Here is a 22,218-nt window from a genome sequence, read left to right on the forward strand (position 1 = left end):
CCAAAGATTCTAGGCATCCACCCTCGCACCTAGATACACGCCCGAAGTGTGCCCAAATGCCTCCGATCCCTTTTGTATCAAGGGGCGAGAGGCATTTTGTTTGCCTAGTGACTGTCGAACTCGGGTCCATGTTTCCTGCGTAATTAAATATGCTTTGTGTTCGGATAAAATGGAGAGAAGCTCTTCTTTTGTATATCGTTTTTCTTCGACTTTCTTACCGGTCACCATTTCCACGACTTTACTCCAACTAGAAAAGTGATTTTTATATGTGGCGGAAATCGGCAAATCATGAGATTCCGCAAAAGCATCCCATTCTTTTTGGGAATTCAAATATTGTGGGTATTTTTGGGCCACGGAAATTAAAAACTTTTTCTTAATTTCATCTGGTGTTAAACCTTCATGCACCAGCATTTGTACGGTTTTCCAATTGCCAAATAAAGAGCGATAGTTTTTTGCTTCCGGCAACTGATGTTTTCTTTCATAATCATCCCAATATTTCGGGGTGTAGAAATAATCTTGATGATTTTTGGCGATCAGTAAATACACTTCTTTCTTAAATTGTTTCCAACTTTGAAAATCGCTTTTAATGGTTTCATAATCAGGAAGACCATGTTCTTCAGCATACAGCTCCCAATTGTCTCTGTTTTTCAAGCATGAATAATCTTTGGCTGCGATGATTATTACGTGTTTCATTCCATTCATACTCCTTTTTCTATTTCGTCTCTTTTTTATAAAAAAAACCCCAAATAAAGCGGATCGCTTTACTTGGGGCATCCGGGGGGTATGATGGATTTTCTTCGGGGCGATTTTTATCGTTTTAATTTTAATTTCACAATTGTTAGAATAGGGATAAAAGCAATTCTTCTTTTTGAATATTCTAGCAAAGGATGGGAGATTTCTGTGAAAATTGGAATACCAAAAGAAATAAAAAACAATGAAAATCGGGTAGCCATGACACCTGCAGGGGTGGTTACTTTAACAAGCGCAGGACATGAAGTGTACATTGAAACGGGAGCGGGACTTGGATCTTCATTTACCGACGAGGATTATATTGCAGCGGGTGCAAAAATTGTACAATCTGCGGAAGAAGCGTGGTCCCAGGAGCTCATCTTAAAAGTAAAGGAGCCCATAAAAAGCGAGTATCAGTATTTTTATGAGGGGCAAATCCTGTTTACTTATCTGCATTTGGCCCCTGAATTCGAATTGACGCAGGCGCTTTTGGACAAAAAAGTGACCGGAATTGCTTATGAAACAGTCCAATTGCCGAACGGTTCATTGCCATTGCTGACGCCGATGAGCGAAGTGGCGGGAAAAATGAGCGTGCAAATCGGGGCCCATTTTTTAGAAAAGCTGAACGGAGGCAACGGAATTTTATTGGGCGGCGTATCCGGTGTTCCAAGGGGAAAAGTGACCATCATCGGCGGTGGAGTGGCCGGAACCAGCGCCGCACGGGTTGCAATCGGAATGGGGGCGGATGTGACAATCATTGATGTCAATCCGGACCGTTTGCGTCAATTGGAGGATATTTTCGGCTCCTCCATTCAAACCTTGATGTCGAATCCATATAATATCGCCGAATCTGTGAAACATTCGGATCTGGTCATCAGTTCGGTGCTGATTCCGGGTGCAAGGGCTCCAAAATTGGTGACGGAAGAGATGGTAAAACAGATGAAGCCGGGCTCCGTCATTGTGGATATTGCCATCGATCAGGGGGGAAGCACCGAAATTACCGCAAACAATCCGACATCCCATGATAAGCCGATTTTTGAAAAACATGGAGTTCTGCATTATGCGGTGCCGAATATCCCGGGCGCTGTGCCGAGAACATCGACCATTGCGTTGACGAACGTGACAGTTCCATATGCGCTGCAGATAGCCAATAAGGGATTCAAAAAGGCTTGTTTAGAAAATGAGGCTTTGAAAAAAGGGCTCAATACGCTAAATGGACATGTTGTCTACAAAGCCGTCGCGGATTCCCAACAACGGGAATATGTTGCCGTTGATACTTTGCTGCTTCCATGAGAATATCTACTACTTGGAAAATTGGTTTCCAAGTAGTTTTTTTATTTTGTTTATTTTTTGTAATATTTTTAAAATTCGATTAATAGAATGAAAATTAGAGATTTTTATACTTAAAAACAACAAATTAATAGAAAGGTGTTTAAGGGGGAGCATGATGAAAAAGTACCAGCGCATTTTATTCACTGTATTTGCAGCGATGATCTTGCTTCTTTTAACAGCATGCGGAGACGGGGAAAAAGATACGTCTGCGAATACGGAGGAAACGGGAGACGGCGTCATCCATGCAGCAATTAGGAAGAGAGTTGTTGAATCTGGCAAAAGGATTGGGAATTGAACCGGGTGATTTCGGATTAAGAAATAACCAATTTGTTTATTTATCCCTTGCGGCGATGTTGACGCTTATCGTGCTGATTATTTTATGGTTTGTGATTCGTCAGCAAAACTCAAGAATCGGACGGGCTTTCTCTTCGATCCGGATGGATGAAAAAGCTGCGGAATCCATGGGAATCAATCTTACTTATTATAAAGTGCTGGCATTTGCCTAGGGAGCTTTCATAGCCGGTCTTGCCGGGGCGCTATATGCGCATACCGTCGGCTATATTTCCCCCTCTGATTTTTCGTACCACCGGGCAGTGGAAATTTTAATCTTTACCGTTTTTGGAGGGAGCGAAGTGGTCATCGGTTCCGTCTTTGGGGCAACCATTCTGACTTTACTTCCTGAGGCTCTGCGCTTCCTAAGCGATTATCGTTATATTTTCTACGGCATAATGCTGGTCATTTTAATGGCGGTCCGCCCTCAAGGGATTTTAGACCTTCAGTTGTATTATCGAATGAAAGGAAAAAACGCATCAGAAGGGGGAGCGGCGAATGGTCCTTGAAGTAAGGAATATTACGAAAAGATACGGAGGAATCACGGCCCTCAAAGATATATCCTTTTCCATTCGGCAGGGCGAGGTATACGGATTGATCGGACCGAATGGAGCCGGAAAAACGACAATGTTCAATTGCATTACCAATTTTGTTGAACCGACCAGCGGAGAAGTATATTTCAAAGGAGAAAACATTACCGGCTTAAAACCATATAAAATCACCGAAAGAGGGATTTGCAGGACATATCAGAATATTCGCCTGTTCCCGCAAATGACGGTTTTGCAGAATGTAATGGTCGGAGGGCATTCGAGGCTTTCATCCGGAGTGTTCAAGAGAGTTTTCCGGATGAAATCGCAAAAACATGAGGAGAAACGCCTAATGGAAAGAGCGAAAGAATTGTTGGAGCTGGTTGGATTGGGGCAGATGGAAAAACTGTTTGCCGAAAATTTGTCCTATGGCCAGCAAAGAAGATTGGAAATTGCGAGGGCATTAGCGGCCAGTCCCACGCTTTTGCTGCTTGATGAACCGGCAGCAGGCATGAATGAAACCGAGACGGAAAACTTGTATGAATTGATCAAAAAGATCCAATCGATGGGCGTTACAATTCTAATCATCGAGTATGATATGTCCCTTGTGATGAGGTTGTGCGACCGGATTGCGGTATTGAACTTTGGGGAGAAGCTGGCCGAAGGAACGCCGGAAGAAATTCAAAACGATCCGGCAGTGATTGAGGCCTACCTCGGCAAAGAGGAGGAAGAGACGATTGCTTAAGTTGACAAACATCGAAACATATTATGGACAAATCCAGGCATTAAAAGGGATTCATTTGCAAGTGGAAAAAGGGCAGATCGTGGCGCTTCTCGGAGCCAATGGGGCCGGAAAATCGACGACGATGCGGACGATTGCAGGATTAGTAAAACCGAAACAAGGAACCGTTGAATTTTTGGGGGAAGATGTGACAGGATTGCGTCCGCATCAACTATTAAGGAAAGGGATTTCCCTTGTTCCGGAAGGTCGCGCGATTCTTGCGGGCATGACGGTTCTGGAAAATCTCGAAATGGGGGCATATCACCGAAAGGACAGCAGAGTGAAAAATGATATCCAAAATGTGATGAGGCGCTTTCCGATATTGGAGGAACGCCAAAATCAATTGGCCGGAACCCTTTCGGGAGGACAGCAACAAATGCTTGCGATTGCCCGTGCGTTGCTTTCAAAACCAAAGCTGCTATTGCTGGATGAACCGTCTATGGGCCTGGCGCCGATCATCGTTGCCGAAATCTATAAAATCATCAAGGACATCAAAGAAGAAGGAACGACCGTGCTGCTGGTGGAACAAAACGCAAAACAAGCTTTGAAAATTGCGGATTATGGTTATGTCATGGAAACCGGAAAGATTATTGCGGAGGGAACGGCGGAAGAATTATTGAAAGATGAACGGATTGTCGAAGCGTATCTGGGGAAAAAATCTGCCGCAGTTTAATGCAAAAGAGCTTCCTGCCTGGGAAGCTCTTTTAATTTAGCGGACGATGATCAGTTCTTTTGGATATTTTGTCAATACTTCAACCCCATCTTCTGTTACAACAACGTCGTCTTCTATGCGGACGCCAGCTGTATCCGCTTTATAAATGCCGGGCTCGATCGTAAACACCATCCCCGGTTTGAGCGGCAATTCATTCGTTCCTGCAACGGATGGAAATTCATGAACCGAAATGCCGAGTCCGTGGCCTAAACGATGGGTGTAGTATTCGCCGTATCCGGCTTCCGTAATTATGTCCCGGGAAATTTTATCTAAATCCATGCAGCGGACGCCGGGCTTTACGGCTTTGATGGTTTCTTCGTTTGAACGTTTTACAGTTTCGTATATTTTCCGTTGTTCTTCTGTAATCTCTCCAAAAGCGACCGTGCGCGTAATATCGGAACAGTATCCTTCATAAACCACTCCTAAATCAAACAGCACAAAATCGCCTTTTTGAATTTTCCGGTTTCCGGGAGTGCCATGGGGTGAAGCCGCTTTCGGACCTGATAATACCGTCGTTTCAAATGACATGGAGCAGCCTTTCTCTTTGATGGCATTTTCGATGATGTGCACGATTTCCAGTTCCGTAATGCCTTTTTTTACCGCGTTGACACCGACTTCGATGGCAAAATCGGCAAGTTCGGCCGCTTTTTTCAATTTTTCAATTTCAACCTCATCTTTAATTACTCGAAGCCGATTGATTTGTTCATCAATTGAAACAAACCGGACATGGGGAAAACGGGATTGAAGGGCCTCATATCTCTCGACGGTTAAATGTCCTTTTTCGATGGCGAATGCCGAAATTTCTTTTGCGCGGGATTGAATTTCATTTGCTAATAGTTCCCAAGGCTGATCCGTGTCGCTATGGCCAATCACATCAAATGGCCAACCGGAGGCCTTTGCATCCGAAACTTCCATTTTCGGACAAATCATGAAAGGGTCGATATCTTGGAAAATGACCAATCCCAATAACCTTTCATGCGGATTGCTCCGAAAGCCCGAAAAATAAAAGATATTGTCCGGGGTTGTTACAAAAGCAAGATCAATGCGGTTTTCCTTTAAATAAGATTGGATTTTTTTGATACGTTTGTCCATGAAATTTCCTCCAATGTTGGATTTTCCGGCATCATTTGAAATCATACAGTAATAGTATAGCAAAAAGAAGGAAAATTTAAGGATTTGTAGAAATATTCAAGTGGATTTTAATTATATAAAGGGGGAATTAATAGAATGGAAATCTCTTACCATGGACATGCCGTCGTGAAAATTAAAACAAATGGTACAACAATTTTAATTGACCCTTTCATTACGGGAAACCCATTAACTGATTTAAAAGCGGAAGAAGAAAAACCGGATGTCATTTTGTTGACTCATGGACATAACGACCATGTGGGAGACACGATTGCCCTTGCAAAAGCAAATAATTCACAAGTAGTGGCATTGAATGAATTGGCCGTTTATTTGCAAAAACAGGGGGTAAACGCGCATCCGATGGGCGTTGGCGGCGCGTACCAGTTCCCGTTCGGTAAAGTGAAATATACCCTCGCTTTCCACGGTTCCACATATGAAACCGAAACGGAAGTCGTGAATGCAGGAAATCCTGGAGGCATTTTATTCTTTGCGGAAGGGCTGACAATTTACCACGCCGGCGATACTGCGCTGTTTGGCGATATGAAATTGATTGGCGACCGCAATAATATTGATGTCGCTTTCTTGCCTATCGGCGATAATTTCACGATGGGGCCTGAAGATGCGGCATATGCGGTCGAATTATTGAGACCGAAAACGGTTGTGCCGATTCACTACAATACTTTCCCATTAATCAAGCAAGATCCTAACGAGTTTGCAAAATTAGTGAAAAATAGCAAAGTGCAAATATTAGAGCCGGGCCAAAAAGTCGAATTGCCTTAATTCGTTATATGTGAAACAGGCTCATCAAAAAGATTAAAATTGGAAAGCGGGTTATGGAAGAAGGCATTTCATTGAAAAATACCATGCCCGCTTTCTTATTTTTTTCAATACATACTTGAAATGTGTTACACTATTGGAGGAGAAAGTACGATGAAAATAGGTGATATCGATGTCAACGAAACATGAGAAGATCTTGCAATATATCGAGTCACTACCTATTGGCGAAAAAATATCGGTCCGGCAAATCGCGAAAGAAATGCAGGTAAGCGAAGGGACGGCTTACCGTGCCATCAAAGAAGCCGAAAATCGCAGTCTGGTAAGTTCCATTGAACGGGTGGGAACGATTCGGATTGAAAAGAAAAAGAAGGAAAATATTGAGCGGCTGACTTTTGCGGAAATCGTCAATATCGTAGATGGGCAAGTGCTCGGTGGAAAAGCGGGGTTACATAAAACTTTAAATAAATTTGTCATCGGCGCGATGCAGCTGGAAGATATGATGCGCTATACGGATCCGGGAAGCCTCCTCATTGTCGGCAACCGTTTTAAAGCGCACACCAACGCTTTAAAAGCGGGCGCGGCCGTATTGATTACGGGCGGTTTTGATACAACGGAAGAAAATAAAAAGCTTGCGGATGAATTGGAGCTTCCGATTATTTCATCCAGCTATGATACATTTACCGTTGCGACGATGATTAACCGTGCCATCTATGACCAGCTAATTAAAAAAGATATTTTATTGATTGAAGATATTTATGTACCTTTGGAGGAGACGGCAAAACTTAGAAGCGGGCAGACGGTGGCAGATTTCCACGCTTTAAATGCGCACACAAACCACGGCGCTTTCCCGGTTGTTTCAAAGAACAATAAATTGGTCGGAATCGTGACGGCAAAAGACGTGATCGGGAAAGACGAAAAAGAGCTGATTGATAAAGTCATGACAAAACACCCGATTTCCGTTTCAATGAAGACAAGCGTCGCTTCGGCAGGGCACCGGATGGTTTGGGAAGGGATTGATCTGCTTCCTGTCGTCAATGATGACGGCTACTTGCAGGGGGTCATCAGCCGCCAGGACGTATTAAAGGCGCTGCAGACATCCCAGCATCAGCCTCAACATGGCGAAACGATTGATGACATTGTGAAAAGTGAAATGAAAGTGCTCGGCACCGAAGATGTCGTAGTCGAATTTACGGTGACGCCGCAAATGACAAACCAATATGGGGCAGTTTCTTACGGCGCTTTCACCACTCTGCTTACGGAGGTCGGGTTAATTGCATTAAAAAGAAGGAAACGTGGAGATGCCGTACTGGAGAATATTTCAACCTATTATATCAAGCCAATCCAAATGGACAGCGTGCTGAAAGTGGTGCCGCATATCCTGGATATGAGTAGAAAATTCGTGAAAATGGATTTTGATGTATTTCTCGAAGACATGCTTGTCGGAAAAGCGATGGCCACCTTCCAGCTGCTTGACCGGTAATGCAAAAAAGTTGTCCAAAGAGAATGGACAACTTTTTCAAAGCGCATTTCTTACTATTGCTGTTTATTTAATTCATATTCTTCCTGAACAAATTTTCCTTCATGTTTTGCCCTTTTGAAGCTATAGTAGGATTCTACGAGTCCCACAATTACAAAAACCGCGCCCACAATATAGCCTAATAATGTATCTTGGACAACGAATGTGTTTAAGCCGAAAAATACAACAAAGAGGCCCAATGCAACTCCGGCTTTTGCTTTATACCATTTTTTCTGGATTGGCAAAGTGGATCGAAATTGTTTTGTTTTAAAGTAAAAATAGGCGGCAAATGAAGCGATAATAAGTGTAACAAAAATTGCATTTAGCATTTTCAGAACCTCCTAAACAAACTAAAATTATTGTAACGATTTTTTTGTAAAAATGCTAATATACTAAAAAAATTTTTTGCGTATGTGGAGGGTAATCATTTGAAAAGACAAATCATTGACAAAATTGAACAATATGACACTATCATCATTCACCGGCACATCCGTCCAGACCCGGATGCTTACGGATCCCAATTTGGATTAAAAGCGTTAATTCAAGATAACTATCCGGACAAAAAAGTGTATGCGGTTGGCACCCATGATGAATGTCTCTCTTATCTGGGCTGTCCGGATACCGTTTCCGATGAAGAATACAAAGGTGCTCTTGTCATTGTAACCGATACCGCAAATACCGGCAGAATCGATGACGATCGGTATTCCCGAGGAGATTTTCTCATAAAAATCGATCATCATCCAAATGATGACGCCTATGGGGATTTGTTATGGGTCAATACAGGATCCAGTTCTTGCAGCGAGATGATTTATGAATTGTATGAAGAAGGCCGGGAATATAAAAATTGGAAGTTGTCTGAAAATGGCGCGAAATTCCTTTTTGCGGGAATTGTCGGGGACACTGGGAGATTTTTATATCCAAGCACGACGACAAGAACTTTTGAAATTGCTGGGCAATTGATCAATTATCCATTCGACCGCAACGCAATTTTCAATGGCATGTATGAGATGGATTCAAACCTGTTAAAATTGCAGGGGTACGTGTATCAAAACTTTGTAATGGATGAAAATGGTGCCGCGTATATCAAACTTCCGAAAGAACTTTTGGAAGAATTTGGTGTGACGGTTTCCGAAACCTCCTCTTTGGTAGGGTCTCTCAGCAATATTAAAGGGGTCCGTGCATGGATCATGTTTGTTGAAGAACCGAATGAGATCCGTGTAAGACTGCGCTCAAAGGGTCCCGTTGTGAACCAGCTTGCAAAAAAATACAATGGCGGCGGACATCCTCTGGCGGCAGGGGCAACCGTCCATTCATGGGAAGAAGCGGAACAGGTCATTGCGGATTTACAACAACTTTGCAAAGAGTACCGATAAATTCAGGAGGGATGCAGATTGTCCGTTTACCCACAAGTACGTACAAGCGCGGATTTATTAAAAAGTACGATCCGTTTGGAGGAACTCATCCCTTTTTTAGTTGAACAAAAGGCAGAAGCTTGTGCAATTGTCAATTCCAAATTGTACGGGCTTTTGCCTTTTTACCATGGTTTAAAAAAGGCGGGGATTCATCCGGTCGCCGGTCTTTCGGTACAAGTACGGTTTGAAGGGATCGTTCTGCCCCTCCTGATTTACGCCCAAAACAACGATGGATATAAAAATCTCTTAAAGATTTCCAGCAGTATAGCCATCACGGAGGATGAACAATTGCCGTTCAAGTGGCTCAAAGGCTATTCAAAGGGAATCTGTGTGGTGATTCCGGCTGACAAAGATCATGCCATCTGGTTGAAGCATGTTTCCTCCATTGAAATTTTGCAAGGAGTTTTTCGTGGACGGATATGGATTGGAGTTTCCCGGGGCGAAGGGGAAAAATCACCTGCCGAGGACGAAATTATCCGTTTGGGGGAAACATTTAACATCCCCATTATGGCCCTTCATGAATGCCTCTATTTAAAACGGGAAGACGCATTCAGCTATCGGGTTGCACGAAGCATCGATCAGGGAATCAAGCTAAGCGAACAAATGCAAATGAGTGAAGAAGAACACCATTATACTCCGACCGGAAGCGAATGGATGGAATGGTTTCATGATCATCCGGAATGGCTGGAAGAAAGCAGGAAAATGCTTTCCGGCTGCCATGCGGATATCGAATCGAAGGGGCACATCATGCCCAAATATCCTTTGCCTGCAGGACAAAGTGCGGAAAAGGTGCTGAAAGCATTGGCCATAAAAGGATTAAAAGAGAGGTTAAAAACGGATGTCCCGGATCCAGTCTATCTTGACCGCCTGGACCATGAATTGGAAATCATCTGTTCGATGGGCTTTGCAGATTATTTTTTAATTGTGGCAGACTTTATGAATTATGCCCGGGAGCAGCGAATTTTGACGGGGCCCGGAAGAGGATCTTCAGCAGGTTCGCTCGTTGCTTATTCTTTATACATTACCCAGGTGGATCCGATTCGTTACGGGCTTTTGTTTGAACGTTTTCTAAATCCTGAGCGGGTTTCAATGCCGGATATCGATATAGACTTTGTGGATACAAGACGGCACGAAGTCATTCAATATGTTGCAAAAAAATATGGGGAAAAACATGTGGCGCAAATCATCACCTTCGGAACTTTGTCTGCAAAAGCCGTCGCCAGGGATGTTGCAAGGATGTTCAATTTTGAACCGGAAACCTTGGAAATGATTTCCCGCCTGATTCCAAATAGATTGGGCATCACGTTAATAGAAGCTTACGACGCAAGCGAACCGTTCAGAAAATGGATCGGGGAGGAACCCATCCGAAAACGTTGGTTTGAAACGGCATTAAAGTTGGAAGGGTTGCCCAGAAATGCATCCACCCATGCCGCAGGGGTGGTATTATGCCCAATGCCATTGGTGGAAGTGGTACCAATTGAAAAGGGGCATGACGGGATTTTCATCACCCAATGGCCAATGCAGGAAGTGGAACAGATGGGCTTGTTAAAAATGGACTTCCTGGGGCTGCGCAATTTAACAATGATTGAACAAATTCTAAAAATGATTCATTATAACCGAAATATATACATTGATTTAAATGAAATTCCATTGGATGACCGGAAAACGTTTGAACTGTTGCAGCATGGGGATACATTGGGGATCTTCCAGTTGGAATCGGAAGGCATGAGAAATGCATTGCGGGAAATTGTTCCTACCCGTTTTTCCGATATTGTTGCAGTCAATGCCCTTTACAGACCCGGACCGATGCAATTTATACCGGTTTATGCGAGAAGAAAAAAAGGGTTGGAGCCTGTTGTGATGCCCCATCCGGATTTGGAGCCGATTTTGGGGGAAACGTATGGAATCATTGTGTATCAGGAACAAATCATGCAAATCGCCCATCGATTAGCAGGGTTTTCTTTGGGGCAGGCCGACTTGCTGAGACGCGCGGTGAGCAAGAAAAAACGGGAAGTGCTGGAAGAGCAGAGAAAGGCTTTTGTCAATGGGGCAGTAAAAAATGGATATGGCAAGGAAGTGGCCGAATCGGTGTACGAACAGATTGTCCGGTTCGCCGATTACGGGTTTGCGAAAAGCCATGCGGTGGCATACAGCATGATTTCTTACCAGATGGCCTACTTAAAGGCCAATTTCCCATTGGAATTCTATGCGGTCATGATGACCTTTGCAGCGGGAAACCAGGAAAGATTGTTCTCGTTTATTGTCGAAGCCCGAAGCAAAGGCATAACCGTTTTGCGCCCTTCCCTTCATAAAAGCAGCCGGGGGTTCACCGTGGAAAATGGAAAGATCCGATACGGTTTGTCTGCCATATCGGGCCTTTCCCAATCATTTTTGCAAAAATTGATACAGGCCCGAAAGGAGCAAGGAGAGTTTCATGATTTGTTCGATTTGGCCGTTTCTTTAAGCGGCAAGCATTTTAACCGCAAATCAATCGAATCATTGATTAAGGCGGGGGTGCTCGATGACTTCGGAAAGGATCGGGCAACGCTTCTTGCGACGATTGAAGCGGCGGAAAAGCATGCTAAAATTGCCCGTCCGACGGATGAAGATGATTTGTTCGCTTCGCAAACTTCTTTATTTGGCAAGCCCAAATACCAGGAAGCAGAACCGATGCCGGATAAGATCAAATTGCAATTTGAAAAGGAAGTATTTGGATTTTATTTATCCGAACATCCTGCCACAAATGTCCGAAAACGAATACAAGTGAATACAAATACGCTTCTTGTAAAAAGCGCTCCCCAAGATGCGTATGTTAAATTGGTGGGGATGGTCGAGTCCATTCACCAAATTCGCACGAAAAAAGGGGAACTGATGGCTTTTGTCCAAGTGCAAGATGAGTTTGGTGCAATTTCGGCCACAATCTTCCCGAAACTGTATAATGACTGCCTTGGATGGATCAAGGAAGACGCAATGGTGTATATGGAAGGGAAAGTGCAATACCGCTTCAATCAGCCGCAAATCGTCGTAAAAATAATAAAATTCATTCAATAACGAGATAATTTTATACAGGAATTACGAAAACTGTGCAATTTTGCACAGTTTTTTCTTTACAAATCGGAAGACATTTTGTAAACTGGAACAAAAGTGGTCTGACCACTTTTGAAGAGGCATATACTTATTATGGATAGAATGAATGCTCGATATAAGGGGTTGTTAAAAAAATCTAAAGTGGACATGAATGAAAAACAAGAAAATAAAAAGGTCTTTTTGGAAATCGTTAGTAAATTGAAGGACATCATCATTACCCAAAAACTAAAACCCGGGGATAAACTTCCCTCCGAAAGAGTTTTATCCGAAATGTTGGGCGTTGGACGTTCTTCAGTGAGAGAAGCGTTGCGCAGCCTGGAGCTGCTTGGAATTATCGAAACCCGCCACGGGGGAGGGACGTTTTTGGCTTCCTCCCAGCAATACCGGTTGGTTGAATTGTTGGCGACCTTTATCCTGCAGGAGAACCAGTCGATCCAAGACGTTCATAAAACGAGGGAAATTCATGAAAGGGAAGCCATCCGCATTATTTGTTCAAATGAAAGATTAAGAGAACTTCCCGTATGGGAAAGCTTGTTTTTGAATATCGAATTGGAAACAGATGTTATTCGGGACCATATTTTGCGTGAACTTATGATCGCTTCTGAAAACCGGCTGGCTTTGAGAATATGGATTCAACTCGCCGCTTATAGCGCAGGTTCATTAAGAAAAGTCACTACAGAGGAAGAAAAGCCCATTTTACAAAGGCTTTTGAAGTCATTGCAGCTTGGATATGAAAAGGAAGCATTAGAAGCATATAGTGAATGGATGGATTATTTGAAAAAACATGATGATAAAAATGATTAATTAGGAGGAAAAAGTGTGGCAATAAAAAATTTGCTGACTATAAACAGAAAAAAGACGAAAGGGGCTCTCGCCAATCCGAAAAAAGAAAGCTCGTTTCCGGCGGATTTGATGACGAAATGTCCATCATGCCGAAAAATCTTTCTGACAAAAGAAGTGGAAACGAATCTGAAAGTATGCCCTAATTGTGATCATCATTTTAAAATGACCGCTTGGGAGAGAATCGACTCTTTCCTGGATCCGGAAACATTTACACCGTTTGACGAGCATTTGCGTACGACAAATCCTTTAAATTTCCCATCCTATATCGAAAAAGTGGAAGCGGACATGAAGAAGACGGGACTTTCTGAAGCGGTGCTCACCGGCAGCGGAACATTAAAGGGAGAAAAAGTCGTTGTAGCGGTGATGGATTCCCATTTCCGCATGGGTTCAATGGGCTCTGTAGTGGGTGAAAAAATTACCCGCGCCATCGAGAAAGCGACTGAAATGCAAGTGCCTTTCATCATCTTTACCGCAAGCGGCGGTGCCCGGATGCAGGAAGGCGTCATTTCTTTGATGCAAATGGCGAAAACAAGCGTTGCTTTAAAACGCCATAGCGAGGAAGGATTGCTGTTTATTTCCATCATGACAGATCCGACGACTGGCGGCGTTTCTGCAAGTTTTGCTTCTTTGGGAGATATCAACATTGCCGAACCGAAAGCCCTCATCGGTTTTGCCGGTAGAAGGGTGATTGAGCAGACGGTTCGGGAAAAATTGCCTGATGATTTTCAAACCGCAGAATTTCTATTAGCCCATGGCCAATTGGACGCAATTTTCCATCGAAAGGAAATGCGGGATAAAGTGGCGACGATTGTGAAATTGCACAAGAGAGGGGGAGTTTCTGGTGTCTAAGTCGATGTCTTTTGAAGAACCGATTATTAAGCTGAGACAAAAAATTGAGGAATTGAGGGAACTGGCGAAGTCGGCGGATGTGGATATGTCCGAAGAAATCAGAACATTGGAAGAACGTTTGCACCAATTGGAGTTGAAAATTTATTCAAACATGGAACCATGGGACCGGGTGCAGGTTGCGAGAAATCCGGAACGTCCGACAACGCTGGATTATATAGAAAAAATATTTACGGATTTTATCGAACTCCATGGCGACCGTTGTTTTGGCAATGATGAAGCAATTGTTGGAGGAATCGCGTTTTTTGATGGCCAACCTGTCACGGTCATTGGACATCAGCGCGGGAAAGCAACCAAGGAAAACATACGGCGGAATTTTGGGATGCCCCATCCGGAAGGTTACCGAAAAGCATTGCGTTTAATGAAGCAGGCGGAAAAATTTCGCCGTCCTATTATTTGTTTTATCGATACGAAAGGGGCTTATCCAGGGAAAGCTGCGGAAGAACGTGGGCAAAGCGAAGCCATCGCAAGAAATTTGTTTGAAATGGCCGGCTTGAAAGTGCCTGTCATCTGCGTTGTCATTGGGGAAGGAGGAAGCGGTGGTGCATTGGCGCTGGGGGTGACCAACCGCATCTATATGCTGGAGAATTCCACATACTCCGTCATTTCCCCTGAAGGTGCCGCTTCAATTTTGTGGAAGGATGCCGCCCTTGCAAAACAGGCGGCTGAAGCGATGAAAATAACGGCCCAAGACTTGAAAAAAATGGGAATCATAGATGAAATTATCCCTGAAGTGACAGGAGGGGCCCATCGCGATCCGGAAACACAAGCAAACATTTTAAAGCAATATTTGAAAAAAGGGCTTGATGAATTATCGGCCATGTCGGAAGAAGAAATTATTCGGGACCGGTACGAGAAATTCCGGAAAATAGGGGATTTTATTGAAGAATCCGTTTAACGGGATGTGAAGAAAATTCTCCAAGGAAATGACAAAATCCAACTATCCATGGATTTTGTCATTTTATTTTATAATGAATGTTAAATGAACAGATTGAAGTTTCTAGTTCCAATGGAATTTTTTTATGTTATTGTAAACATTGGAGGGAGATACGTGAGAAGAATTGGAGTATTAACGAGCGGCGGTGATGCACCCGGCATGAATGCGGCCATTCGTGCCGTCGTTCGAAAAGCAAATTATCATGGTGTCGAAGTTTATGGAATATATCATGGATATGAGGGATTTATTCAAGGTAAAATGGAATTGTTGGATTTGGGCTCCGTTGGCGGCATCATTCAGCGAGGCGGAACGAAATTGTATTCTTCCCGATGCGCCAAATTTAAGGAACAAAAATATCAATTGCAGGGGATAGAAAAAATGAAGGATGCGGGAATTGAAGGGCTGATTGTGATTGGTGGGGACGGCTCTTTCCGCGGGGCTTACGCATTGGCGGATTTGGGATTAAAATGTATTGGTGTTCCTGCAACGATCGATAATGATGTTCCAGGCACGGAATATACCATCGGCTTTGATACGGCGTTAAATACGGTTGTGAATGCCGTTGACAAAATACGGGATACAGCAACAAGCCATGAAAATACTTTCATTATTGAAGTAATGGGCAGACATTCCGGAAATATCGCTTTATGGTCAGGACTTGCTGCAGGGGCCGAATCCATTATCATTCCAGAAGAACCCTATGATATAGATGAAATCATTGCGCGCATAAAACGCGGAGAAGCTCGCAGGAAAAAACATAGCATCATCATCGTCGCCGAAGGGGTAATGCCCGCCTCGGAACTTGCACGCATGCTAAAGGAAAAATCAGGAATCGATATGAGGATTACCGTGTTAGGCCATATTCAGCGGGGGGGTTCGCCATCGGCCTATGACCGGGTCATGGCAAGCCGATTTGGCGCCTTTGCAGTGGAACTGTTATTGGAAGGAAAGACCCGACGCGCCGTCGGTATAAAAAATAATCAATTATATGATTATGATTTACAGGAGATTTTTAAAACGGAACAGAAAAATACTAGCGGCTTATATACTTTATCAAAAGAACTTTCAATATAAATCAAACTGAAAATGGAGAGAATGGATATGAGAAAGACAAAAATCGTTTGTACAATCGGACCTGCAAGTGAATCTCCCGAGGTTCTGGAAGAACTTATAAAAGCAGGAATGAATGTTGCGAGACTGAACTTTTCCCACGGAACCCATGAAGAACATGCAATGCGGATTGCGACGATACGGGATGTTGCCAATAAATTAAATAAAATTGTCGGCATCCTGCTCGATACAAAAGGTCCCGAAATCAGAACACACGATATGAAAAACGGGGAAGTTCACTTGCAAACGGGACAAGTCATTGATATTTCGATGAAGGAAGTCCTCGGGGACGAGACTTGTTTTTCCGTAACGTATGACAAATTAATTTATGATGTCGACCAAAACGATATTATTTTATTGGATGACGGACTTATTCAATTGCGGGTGCTAGCCAAAGATTATGAAAAAGGATTAATTCATACTATTGTTGAAAATGCCGGGGTGTTGAAAAACAAAAAAGGTGTAAATGTGCCGGGGGTCTCCATCAAACTGCCTGGCATCACGGAAAAAGATGCAAAGGACATATTATTTGGAATTGAACAAGGAGTAGATTTTATCGCCGCTTCCTTCGTCCGTACCGCAAAAGATGTGTTGGAAATCCGGGAGCTTCTCGAACAAAACGGCGGAGGGCACATTCAAATCATCCCTAAAATAGAAAACCGGGAAGGCGTGGACAATATCGACGAAATCATCGAAGTGTCCGACGGATTAATGGTTGCCCGGGGTGATCTAGGGGTGGAGATTCCTGCGGAAGAAGTCCCTCTTGTACAAAAAGCGTTGATAAAAAAATGCAATCAATTGGGGAAACCGGTCATTACGGCAACCCAGATGCTGGATTCCATGCAGCGCAATCCTCGGCCAACCCGTGCAGAAGCAAGCGACGTAGCAAACGCAATCCTCGACGGAACGGATGCGATCATGCTTTCGGGAGAAACGGCTGCCGGCCTTTATCCTGTGGAATCGGTAAAAACGATGAACAGAATAGCGGAATTTACGGAAAACTCGTTGGATTATCGTGCGATTGTCCAAACGAGAAGCCGCGAAAAAGAAACTACGATGACAGAAGCCCTTTCCCAGGCGGTTTCACACACATCCATTAATTTGGGGGTAAAAGCGGTGCTTGCGCCGACAGCGGGCGGTGTGACGGCCAAATTGATCGCCAAATATCGTCCAGGCGTGCCGATTATCGCCATTACGGATAACCCTTCAACAGCGCAAAAATTGACGCTTGTTTGGGGTGTCTATCCGATTGTTACCCATAAAGCGAAGACAACGGATGAAATATTGGAATTGGCGGTGGACGAAGCGCTGAAATATGGTTATGTAAACCATGGAGATGTTGTCATTATCACTGCGGGAGTTCCTGTGGGCGAATCAGGAACGACAAACTTGATGAAAGTCCATGTAATCGGCGACCTGTTAGCCCGCGGCCAAGGAATCGGCAAACAATCGGTGGTAGGAAAGGCGGTTGTTGTGAAAAACGCGGAAGAAGCGCAAGCATATGATGTGGAAGGAAAAATTCTCGTAACCGTCGGAACGGACCGGGAAATGATGCCGGCAATTGAGAAATGCATTGGCATTATTACGGAAGAAGGCGGATTGACAAGCCATGCGGCAGTAGTTGGTTTAAGTTTGGGAATCCCTGTCATCGTAGGTGTGAAAGAGGCGACATCCATCATCCGTCATGGCCAGGAAATTACGATGGATGCGGAAACGGGAGTCATTTATAAAGGTCACGCAAGTGTCCTATAAGCAATTAATGAGTAGAAGGGCTGTCTAAAAAGTAAACACTTTTTAACAGCCCTGTTTTGGTCAATTAATCAATACCGTGATGGAAACATCGTGAAAAGGGAATATTGAGAGGAAACTTGCCGAAAGATTTTTAGTACACTGAAACTTTTTTCTATATTTTCGTAATAAAATTTTGTAAAGGAAAATTACTTTAATGGAGGGTAGTCGTTGAAAAAAATCTTCTTCGCTTCTATCGCGTTTATTCTGTTTGAAATTGCGATGTTTATTGTTGTCGGGAATTGGCTGGGAGTTTTCCCTACATTGCTCCTCATCATACTGGCAAGTTTGGCAGGGATTGCCATCACGAAAAATCAGGGGTTGAAATCCATTCAAAATATACAGGAAAGCATTTATAGGGGAGAACCACCCGGACATGCAATGATTGATGCATTTTTGGTTTTTTTGGGAGGGGTATTGTTCTTGATGCCCGGATTTATTTCGGATTTAATTGCCATGACATTGGTTCTTCCATGGACAAGAAAAATGTATAAACCTGTAATAATCGAGTGGATTCGAAAAAAAATGGAAAATAAACATGTGATTATAATCCAGAGATAGATTTTTGTTTTATTTTCACGGCAATCAACAAGAAAAACGGACTGAGCAAAATTCCATATACGCCGAACAGCAAAATGGATGCCGCGCTGATGAGAAAGGTGTGGACCGTCCGCAATTGAAAAGTGGATGCCCACAGCAATGATTCGGTAAGCTGCCTTGTAATTTGTATAAAAATATAGAGCAATAATATGGCCAGGCTCAAAAACTTTTCCCCGATTGCAAAAAAGTAAATCGAAATAGGGATCAGAAACAGACCGATACCGAAAAACGGCAAAACATCCGCGAAAGAAATCAAAAACGCTTTGTTGACCGGATTTTCAAATCGCAGCAGTGCAAGTCCAATGCTGAGCAGAAAGAAAGTGATTATAAACAATTGAAAATTCACGAACAAAAAATAGCTGAATAAACTGGTTGCTTTCGCAAAATACTTTTTCCAAATGGTGCGGTATTGTTTTGGAACATAGATAAAAAACCAGTGCCGGTCCCTTTTGGATTCGAATATGGCAAAGAAGAAAGCTACGAAAAAAATAAATATTTCAAACAAATACTGGAAGATATCCTGCAAATAACTAGCCATTCCCATAAGGGCGGTATCGATATATTTCAATGATTGTTTAAAAATGTTTTCTAAAATAATCATGTATTCGGAATCAAATAGCTGAAGTTCTTCCACCTGCTTTTTGATTTCGGGATAAATGGCTATAATGCTTTGAATTGTAATATAAAAAAAGGAATAAAATGATATAAAAATAAATATAGATATAATGATGGCGCTTATGATATAAGGTAGTTTCAATCGTTGATGGCAAAATTGGATCATCGGATATAATAAATACGCAAAGAAAATGGCAAGGGAAATCGGCAATACCAGCCAAAGCAGCACAAAATATAGGACGAGGACAAAAAATTGGAGAATATTTTTGTTAGAATAAACAGAAAATTTATTCAATTGCAATGCGGATCACCCCTGGTTTAAGTAAATATAATCTCGTTAAAACGAAAATATTCTCGAAAAATCAACATTTTTATTGCAAATGCGGTTTTTTCTTTATTTTTGAAAAATTATTCACAAAGCCGTCAAAATTTATTATAATAGTCGTTGTAAGCGATTTAATAATAGGTTCATTTTGAGCGAAACGACCGTAAGTCTCATAGAAGAAAAAGAAAGCACTTACAAGGTGGGACTGACACTCATTAAATTTTAAGAGAGGGAGCGATTTTTTATGACAGCAACACGCGGATTAGAAGGTATTATTGCTGCTGAATCTAAAATCAGTTCAATTATCGATGATACACTTACATATGTAGGGTATAGCATCGATGATTTGGCTGAAAACTCTTCTTTCGAAGAAGTGATTTATCTATTGTGGCATCAACGCCTGCCAAATAGAGAAGAATTGGAAGAACTTAAACAACAACTTGCCGAAAACGCAGAAATTCCTCAGCAAATTATAAATTTATTCAGAGCAATGCCACTAGACAAAGTTCATCCAATGGCTGCATTGCGTACAGCTGTTTCTTTGTTGAGCGCATACGATGATGAAGCGGATGTAATGAGCGAAGATGCCAACTATCGCAAAGCGATCCGCATCCAAGCGAAAATCGGGACAATCGTAGCCGCATTCTCTCGCGTACGCAGAGGTTTAGAGCCTGTTGCTCCAAAACTTGAATTAGGATATGCTGCTAACTTCCTCTACATGTTGCACGGCAAAGAACCGGATCCAATCGAAGTGGAAGCATTCAATAAAGCGCTAGTGTTGCATGCTGACCATGAATTGAACGCATCTACATTCACTGCCCGTGTTTGTGTAGCGACATTATCAGACGTATATTCCGGAATCACAGCAGCAATCGGCGCATTAAAAGGTCCTCTTCATGGCGGAGCAAACGAACAAGTAATGAAAATGCTTACTGAAATCGGTTCAATCGAAAACGTTGAACCTTATATCATGAACAAATTAAAAAATAAAGAAAAAATTATGGGATTCGGTCACCGCGTATATCGCAAAGGAGACCCACGCGCGAAACACTTGCGTGCAATGAGCGAAAAATTGACTGCGCTTAAAGGCAAACCTGAATTATATGAAATGTCAGTGAAAATTCATGATATCGTAGTAAGAGAAAAAGGTCTTCCAGCCAACGTTGACTTCTTCTCGGCATCAGTTTATGATTCGCTTGATATTGAGCATGATTTATTCACTCCTATCTTTGCTGTATCCCGTACTTCAGGATGGCTTGCCCACATCCTTGAACAATATGCGAACAACCGCTTAATCCGTCCACGTGCAGAATATGTTGGACCAAAACATCAAAAATATATCCCAATTGACGAAAGATAATTTATAAATGGTGAGAGAAAATTTCTAGAAAATATGCTAAAATACACTAGGACTGTGTTGCATGACACAGTCCTAGACTTATGAATATAGGAGGCAACATACATGACTAACGGTAAAATTACAGTAGAAAATGGTAAATTAATAGTTCCTAACAACCCTGTCATTCCTTTCATCGAAGGAGACGGTACAGGACCAGATATCTGGGCAGCCGCTGTTCGCGTATTCGATGCAGCTGTTGAAAAAGCATATAACGGCGAAAGAAAAATCCAATGGAAAGAAGTTCTTGCCGGAGAAAAAGCATATAAGCTAACTGGCGAATGGTTGCCACAAGAAACTTTGGACACAATCAGCGAATATTTGATCGCCATCAAAGGTCCTCTTACAACTCCTGTCGGTGGAGGAATCCGTTCTCTTAACGTAGCATTGCGTCAACAATTAGACTTGTACGTATGCTTGCGTCCAGTACGTTACTTCCAAGGCGTGCCATCTCCTGTAAAACACCCTGAATATGTAGACATGGTTATCTTCCGTGAAAACACAGAAGATATTTACGCTGGAATCGAATATGAAGCGCAATCAGAAGAAGCGAAAAAATTGATTAAAATCCTTCAAGACGAATTCGGCGTAAAGAAAATCCGCTTCCCTGAAACTTCAGCTATCGGTATTAAACCAATCTCCATCGAAGGTACTGAACGCCTCGTTCGCGCCGCAATTGAATATGCAATCCGCGAAGGCCGCAAATCTGTAACTTTAGTTCATAAAGGTAACATCATGAAATTCACAGAAGGCGGATTCAAAAAATGGGGTTACGCATTAGCTGAGCGTGAATTCGGCGATAAAGTATTCACTTGGGAACAATACGACCGCATCAAAGCGGAAAAAGGTGTAGAAGCTGCAAACGAAGCCCAAGCGGAAGCAGAAGCAGCCGGCAAAATTATCATTAAAGATACAATTGCAGACATCTTCTTGCAACAAGTATTAACTCGTCCAAAAGAATTCGACGTTGTGGCTACAATGAACTTGAACGGTGACTACATCTCTGACGCATTGGCTGCACAAGTTGGCGGTATCGGTATCGCTCCAGGTGCCAACATCAACTATGTAACTGGACATGCCATCTTCGAAGCAACTCACGGAACTGCACCTAAATATGCAGGTTTAGATAAAGTTAACCCATCTTCCGTAATTCTTTCCGGTGTGTTAATGTTCGAACACCTTGGATGGAAAGAAGCTGCTGACTTAATCATTAATGCAATTGAGAAAACAATCGCTTCCAAAGTGGTAACTTATGACTTCGCCCGCTTAATGGAAGGCGCAACTGAAGTAAAATGCTCTGAATTTGCAGATGCTGTTATCAAAAATCTTTAATCTCTAAAATATGTTCGGAATTTTACCGTATATGA

Annotated in this window: 20 protein-coding genes and 1 pseudogene; 17 read left to right on the forward strand and 4 right to left on the reverse strand. The window is 42.7% G+C overall.

Translation table 11 applies throughout. The annotated features are described in order from the left end of the window. Nucleotides 1-9: 9 nt before the first annotated feature. The gene (locus FKZ59_RS08630; RefSeq protein ID WP_141602358.1) at nt 10-693 is read right to left on the reverse strand and encodes a hypothetical protein; all 684 of its coding nucleotides are present in this window, start codon (nt 691-693) and stop codon (nt 10-12) included. Nucleotides 694-900: 207 nt separating this feature from the next. Here FKZ59_RS08630 and ald point away from each other — a divergent pair, with 207 nt between their 5' ends. The 5 genes and pseudogenes from ald (at nt 901) to FKZ59_RS08655 (ending at nt 4,372) form a co-directional block, all read left to right on the forward strand. Further along, nucleotides 901-2,022: an alanine dehydrogenase gene (gene ald, locus FKZ59_RS08635; protein ID WP_141602359.1), complete on the forward strand. Its 1,122-nt coding sequence runs from the start codon at nt 901-903 to the stop codon at nt 2,020-2,022. A gap of 154 nt (nt 2,023-2,176) precedes the next feature. Further along, nucleotides 2,177-2,356 carry a hypothetical protein gene (locus FKZ59_RS08640; protein WP_141602360.1) on the forward strand — a complete coding sequence of 60 codons (180 nt, stop codon included), beginning with the start codon at nt 2,177-2,179 and terminating at the stop codon, nt 2,354-2,356. Continuing rightward, a pseudogene (locus FKZ59_RS08645) lies at nt 2,346-2,900 on the forward strand (branched-chain amino acid ABC transporter permease). Before FKZ59_RS08640 ends, FKZ59_RS08645 begins: the two are co-directional and overlap by 11 nt. Further along, entirely contained in the window at nt 2,890-3,663 is a 774-nt protein-coding gene (locus tag FKZ59_RS08650; protein WP_141602361.1) for an ABC transporter ATP-binding protein, read from the forward strand. Before FKZ59_RS08645 ends, FKZ59_RS08650 begins: the two are co-directional and overlap by 11 nt. Further along, nucleotides 3,656-4,372, forward strand: coding sequence for an ABC transporter ATP-binding protein (locus FKZ59_RS08655; RefSeq protein WP_141602362.1), 717 nt, complete (start codon nt 3,656-3,658; stop codon nt 4,370-4,372). The genes FKZ59_RS08650 and FKZ59_RS08655 overlap by 8 nt, the downstream gene beginning before the upstream one ends. 36 nt (nt 4,373-4,408) lie before the next feature. Here the strand turns inward: FKZ59_RS08655 and FKZ59_RS08660 are convergent, their stop codons facing one another. Then, nucleotides 4,409-5,503, reverse strand: coding sequence for a M24 family metallopeptidase (locus FKZ59_RS08660; RefSeq protein ID WP_141602363.1), 1,095 nt, complete (start codon nt 5,501-5,503; stop codon nt 4,409-4,411). A gap of 135 nt (nt 5,504-5,638) precedes the next feature. Here FKZ59_RS08660 and FKZ59_RS08665 point away from each other — a divergent pair, with 135 nt between their 5' ends. Then, nucleotides 5,639-6,319, forward strand: a complete 681-nt coding sequence (locus FKZ59_RS08665; RefSeq protein ID WP_141602364.1) for a metal-dependent hydrolase — start codon at nt 5,639-5,641, stop codon at nt 6,317-6,319. 169 nt (nt 6,320-6,488) lie between these two features. After that, on the forward strand, nt 6,489-7,796 hold the full coding sequence (locus tag FKZ59_RS08670) for a DRTGG domain-containing protein (protein ID WP_141602365.1): 1,308 nt from the start codon (nt 6,489-6,491) through the stop codon (nt 7,794-7,796). A 53-nt stretch (nt 7,797-7,849) separates the two neighbouring features. On the opposite strand, the gene FKZ59_RS08675 is transcribed toward FKZ59_RS08670, so the two are convergent. After that, complete coding sequence (locus FKZ59_RS08675; protein ID WP_141602366.1) at nt 7,850-8,161, reverse strand: YtpI family protein; 312 nt, start codon at nt 8,159-8,161, stop codon at nt 7,850-7,852. Nucleotides 8,162-8,260: 99 nt separating this feature from the next. Between FKZ59_RS08675 and FKZ59_RS08680 the strand changes: the two genes are divergently transcribed. The 8 genes from FKZ59_RS08680 (at nt 8,261) to FKZ59_RS08715 (ending at nt 18,476) form a co-directional block, all read left to right on the forward strand. Continuing rightward, nucleotides 8,261-9,205 (forward strand): DHH family phosphoesterase, encoded by a 945-nt coding sequence (locus FKZ59_RS08680; RefSeq protein WP_141602367.1) that lies wholly within the window; start codon nt 8,261-8,263, stop codon nt 9,203-9,205. Between the two features lie 18 nt (nt 9,206-9,223). Then, nucleotides 9,224-12,295, forward strand: a complete 3,072-nt coding sequence (dnaE, locus tag FKZ59_RS08685; protein ID WP_141602368.1) for a DNA polymerase III subunit alpha — start codon at nt 9,224-9,226, stop codon at nt 12,293-12,295. Between the two features lie 129 nt (nt 12,296-12,424). Further along, nucleotides 12,425-13,135, forward strand: coding sequence for a FadR/GntR family transcriptional regulator (locus FKZ59_RS08690; RefSeq protein ID WP_246045852.1), 711 nt, complete (start codon nt 12,425-12,427; stop codon nt 13,133-13,135). Nucleotides 13,136-13,150: 15 nt separating this feature from the next. Next, a complete protein-coding gene (gene accD / locus FKZ59_RS08695) occupies nt 13,151-14,023 on the forward strand; it encodes an acetyl-CoA carboxylase, carboxyltransferase subunit beta (RefSeq protein WP_141602369.1) in 873 nt (290 codons plus the stop codon). 4 nt (nt 14,024-14,027) lie between these two features. Continuing rightward, on the forward strand, nt 14,028-14,978 hold the full coding sequence (locus tag FKZ59_RS08700) for an acetyl-CoA carboxylase carboxyltransferase subunit alpha (RefSeq protein WP_408057480.1): 951 nt from the start codon (nt 14,028-14,030) through the stop codon (nt 14,976-14,978). Between the two features lie 153 nt (nt 14,979-15,131). Continuing rightward, the gene (gene pfkA / locus FKZ59_RS08705) at nt 15,132-16,091 is read left to right on the forward strand and encodes a 6-phosphofructokinase (protein WP_141602371.1); all 960 of its coding nucleotides are present in this window, start codon (nt 15,132-15,134) and stop codon (nt 16,089-16,091) included. Nucleotides 16,092-16,118: 27 nt separating this feature from the next. Beyond that, nucleotides 16,119-17,879, forward strand: coding sequence for a pyruvate kinase (pyk, locus tag FKZ59_RS08710; RefSeq protein ID WP_141602372.1), 1,761 nt, complete (start codon nt 16,119-16,121; stop codon nt 17,877-17,879). Nucleotides 17,880-18,086: 207 nt separating this feature from the next. Next, on the forward strand, nt 18,087-18,476 hold the full coding sequence (locus tag FKZ59_RS08715; protein WP_141602373.1) for an FxsA family protein: 390 nt from the start codon (nt 18,087-18,089) through the stop codon (nt 18,474-18,476). On the opposite strand, the gene FKZ59_RS08720 is transcribed toward FKZ59_RS08715, so the two are convergent. Next, nucleotides 18,460-19,431: an AI-2E family transporter gene (locus FKZ59_RS08720; protein WP_141602374.1), complete on the reverse strand. Its 972-nt coding sequence runs from the start codon at nt 19,429-19,431 to the stop codon at nt 18,460-18,462. The two genes, FKZ59_RS08715 and FKZ59_RS08720, sit on opposite strands and share 17 nt — an antisense overlap. Nucleotides 19,432-19,699: 268 nt before the next feature. Between FKZ59_RS08720 and citZ the strand changes: the two genes are divergently transcribed. Both citZ and icd read left to right on the forward strand, forming a co-directional pair. Next, nucleotides 19,700-20,815: a citrate synthase gene (gene citZ, locus FKZ59_RS08725; protein WP_141602375.1), complete on the forward strand. Its 1,116-nt coding sequence runs from the start codon at nt 19,700-19,702 to the stop codon at nt 20,813-20,815. Between the two features lie 102 nt (nt 20,816-20,917). After that, nucleotides 20,918-22,183, forward strand: coding sequence for an NADP-dependent isocitrate dehydrogenase (gene icd / locus FKZ59_RS08730; protein ID WP_141602376.1), 1,266 nt, complete (start codon nt 20,918-20,920; stop codon nt 22,181-22,183). Nucleotides 22,184-22,218 lie beyond the last annotated feature (35 nt).

This window comes from Ureibacillus terrenus, from assembly GCF_006569205.1.
Taxonomy (GTDB): domain Bacteria; phylum Bacillota; class Bacilli; order Bacillales_A; family Planococcaceae; genus Ureibacillus; species Ureibacillus terrenus.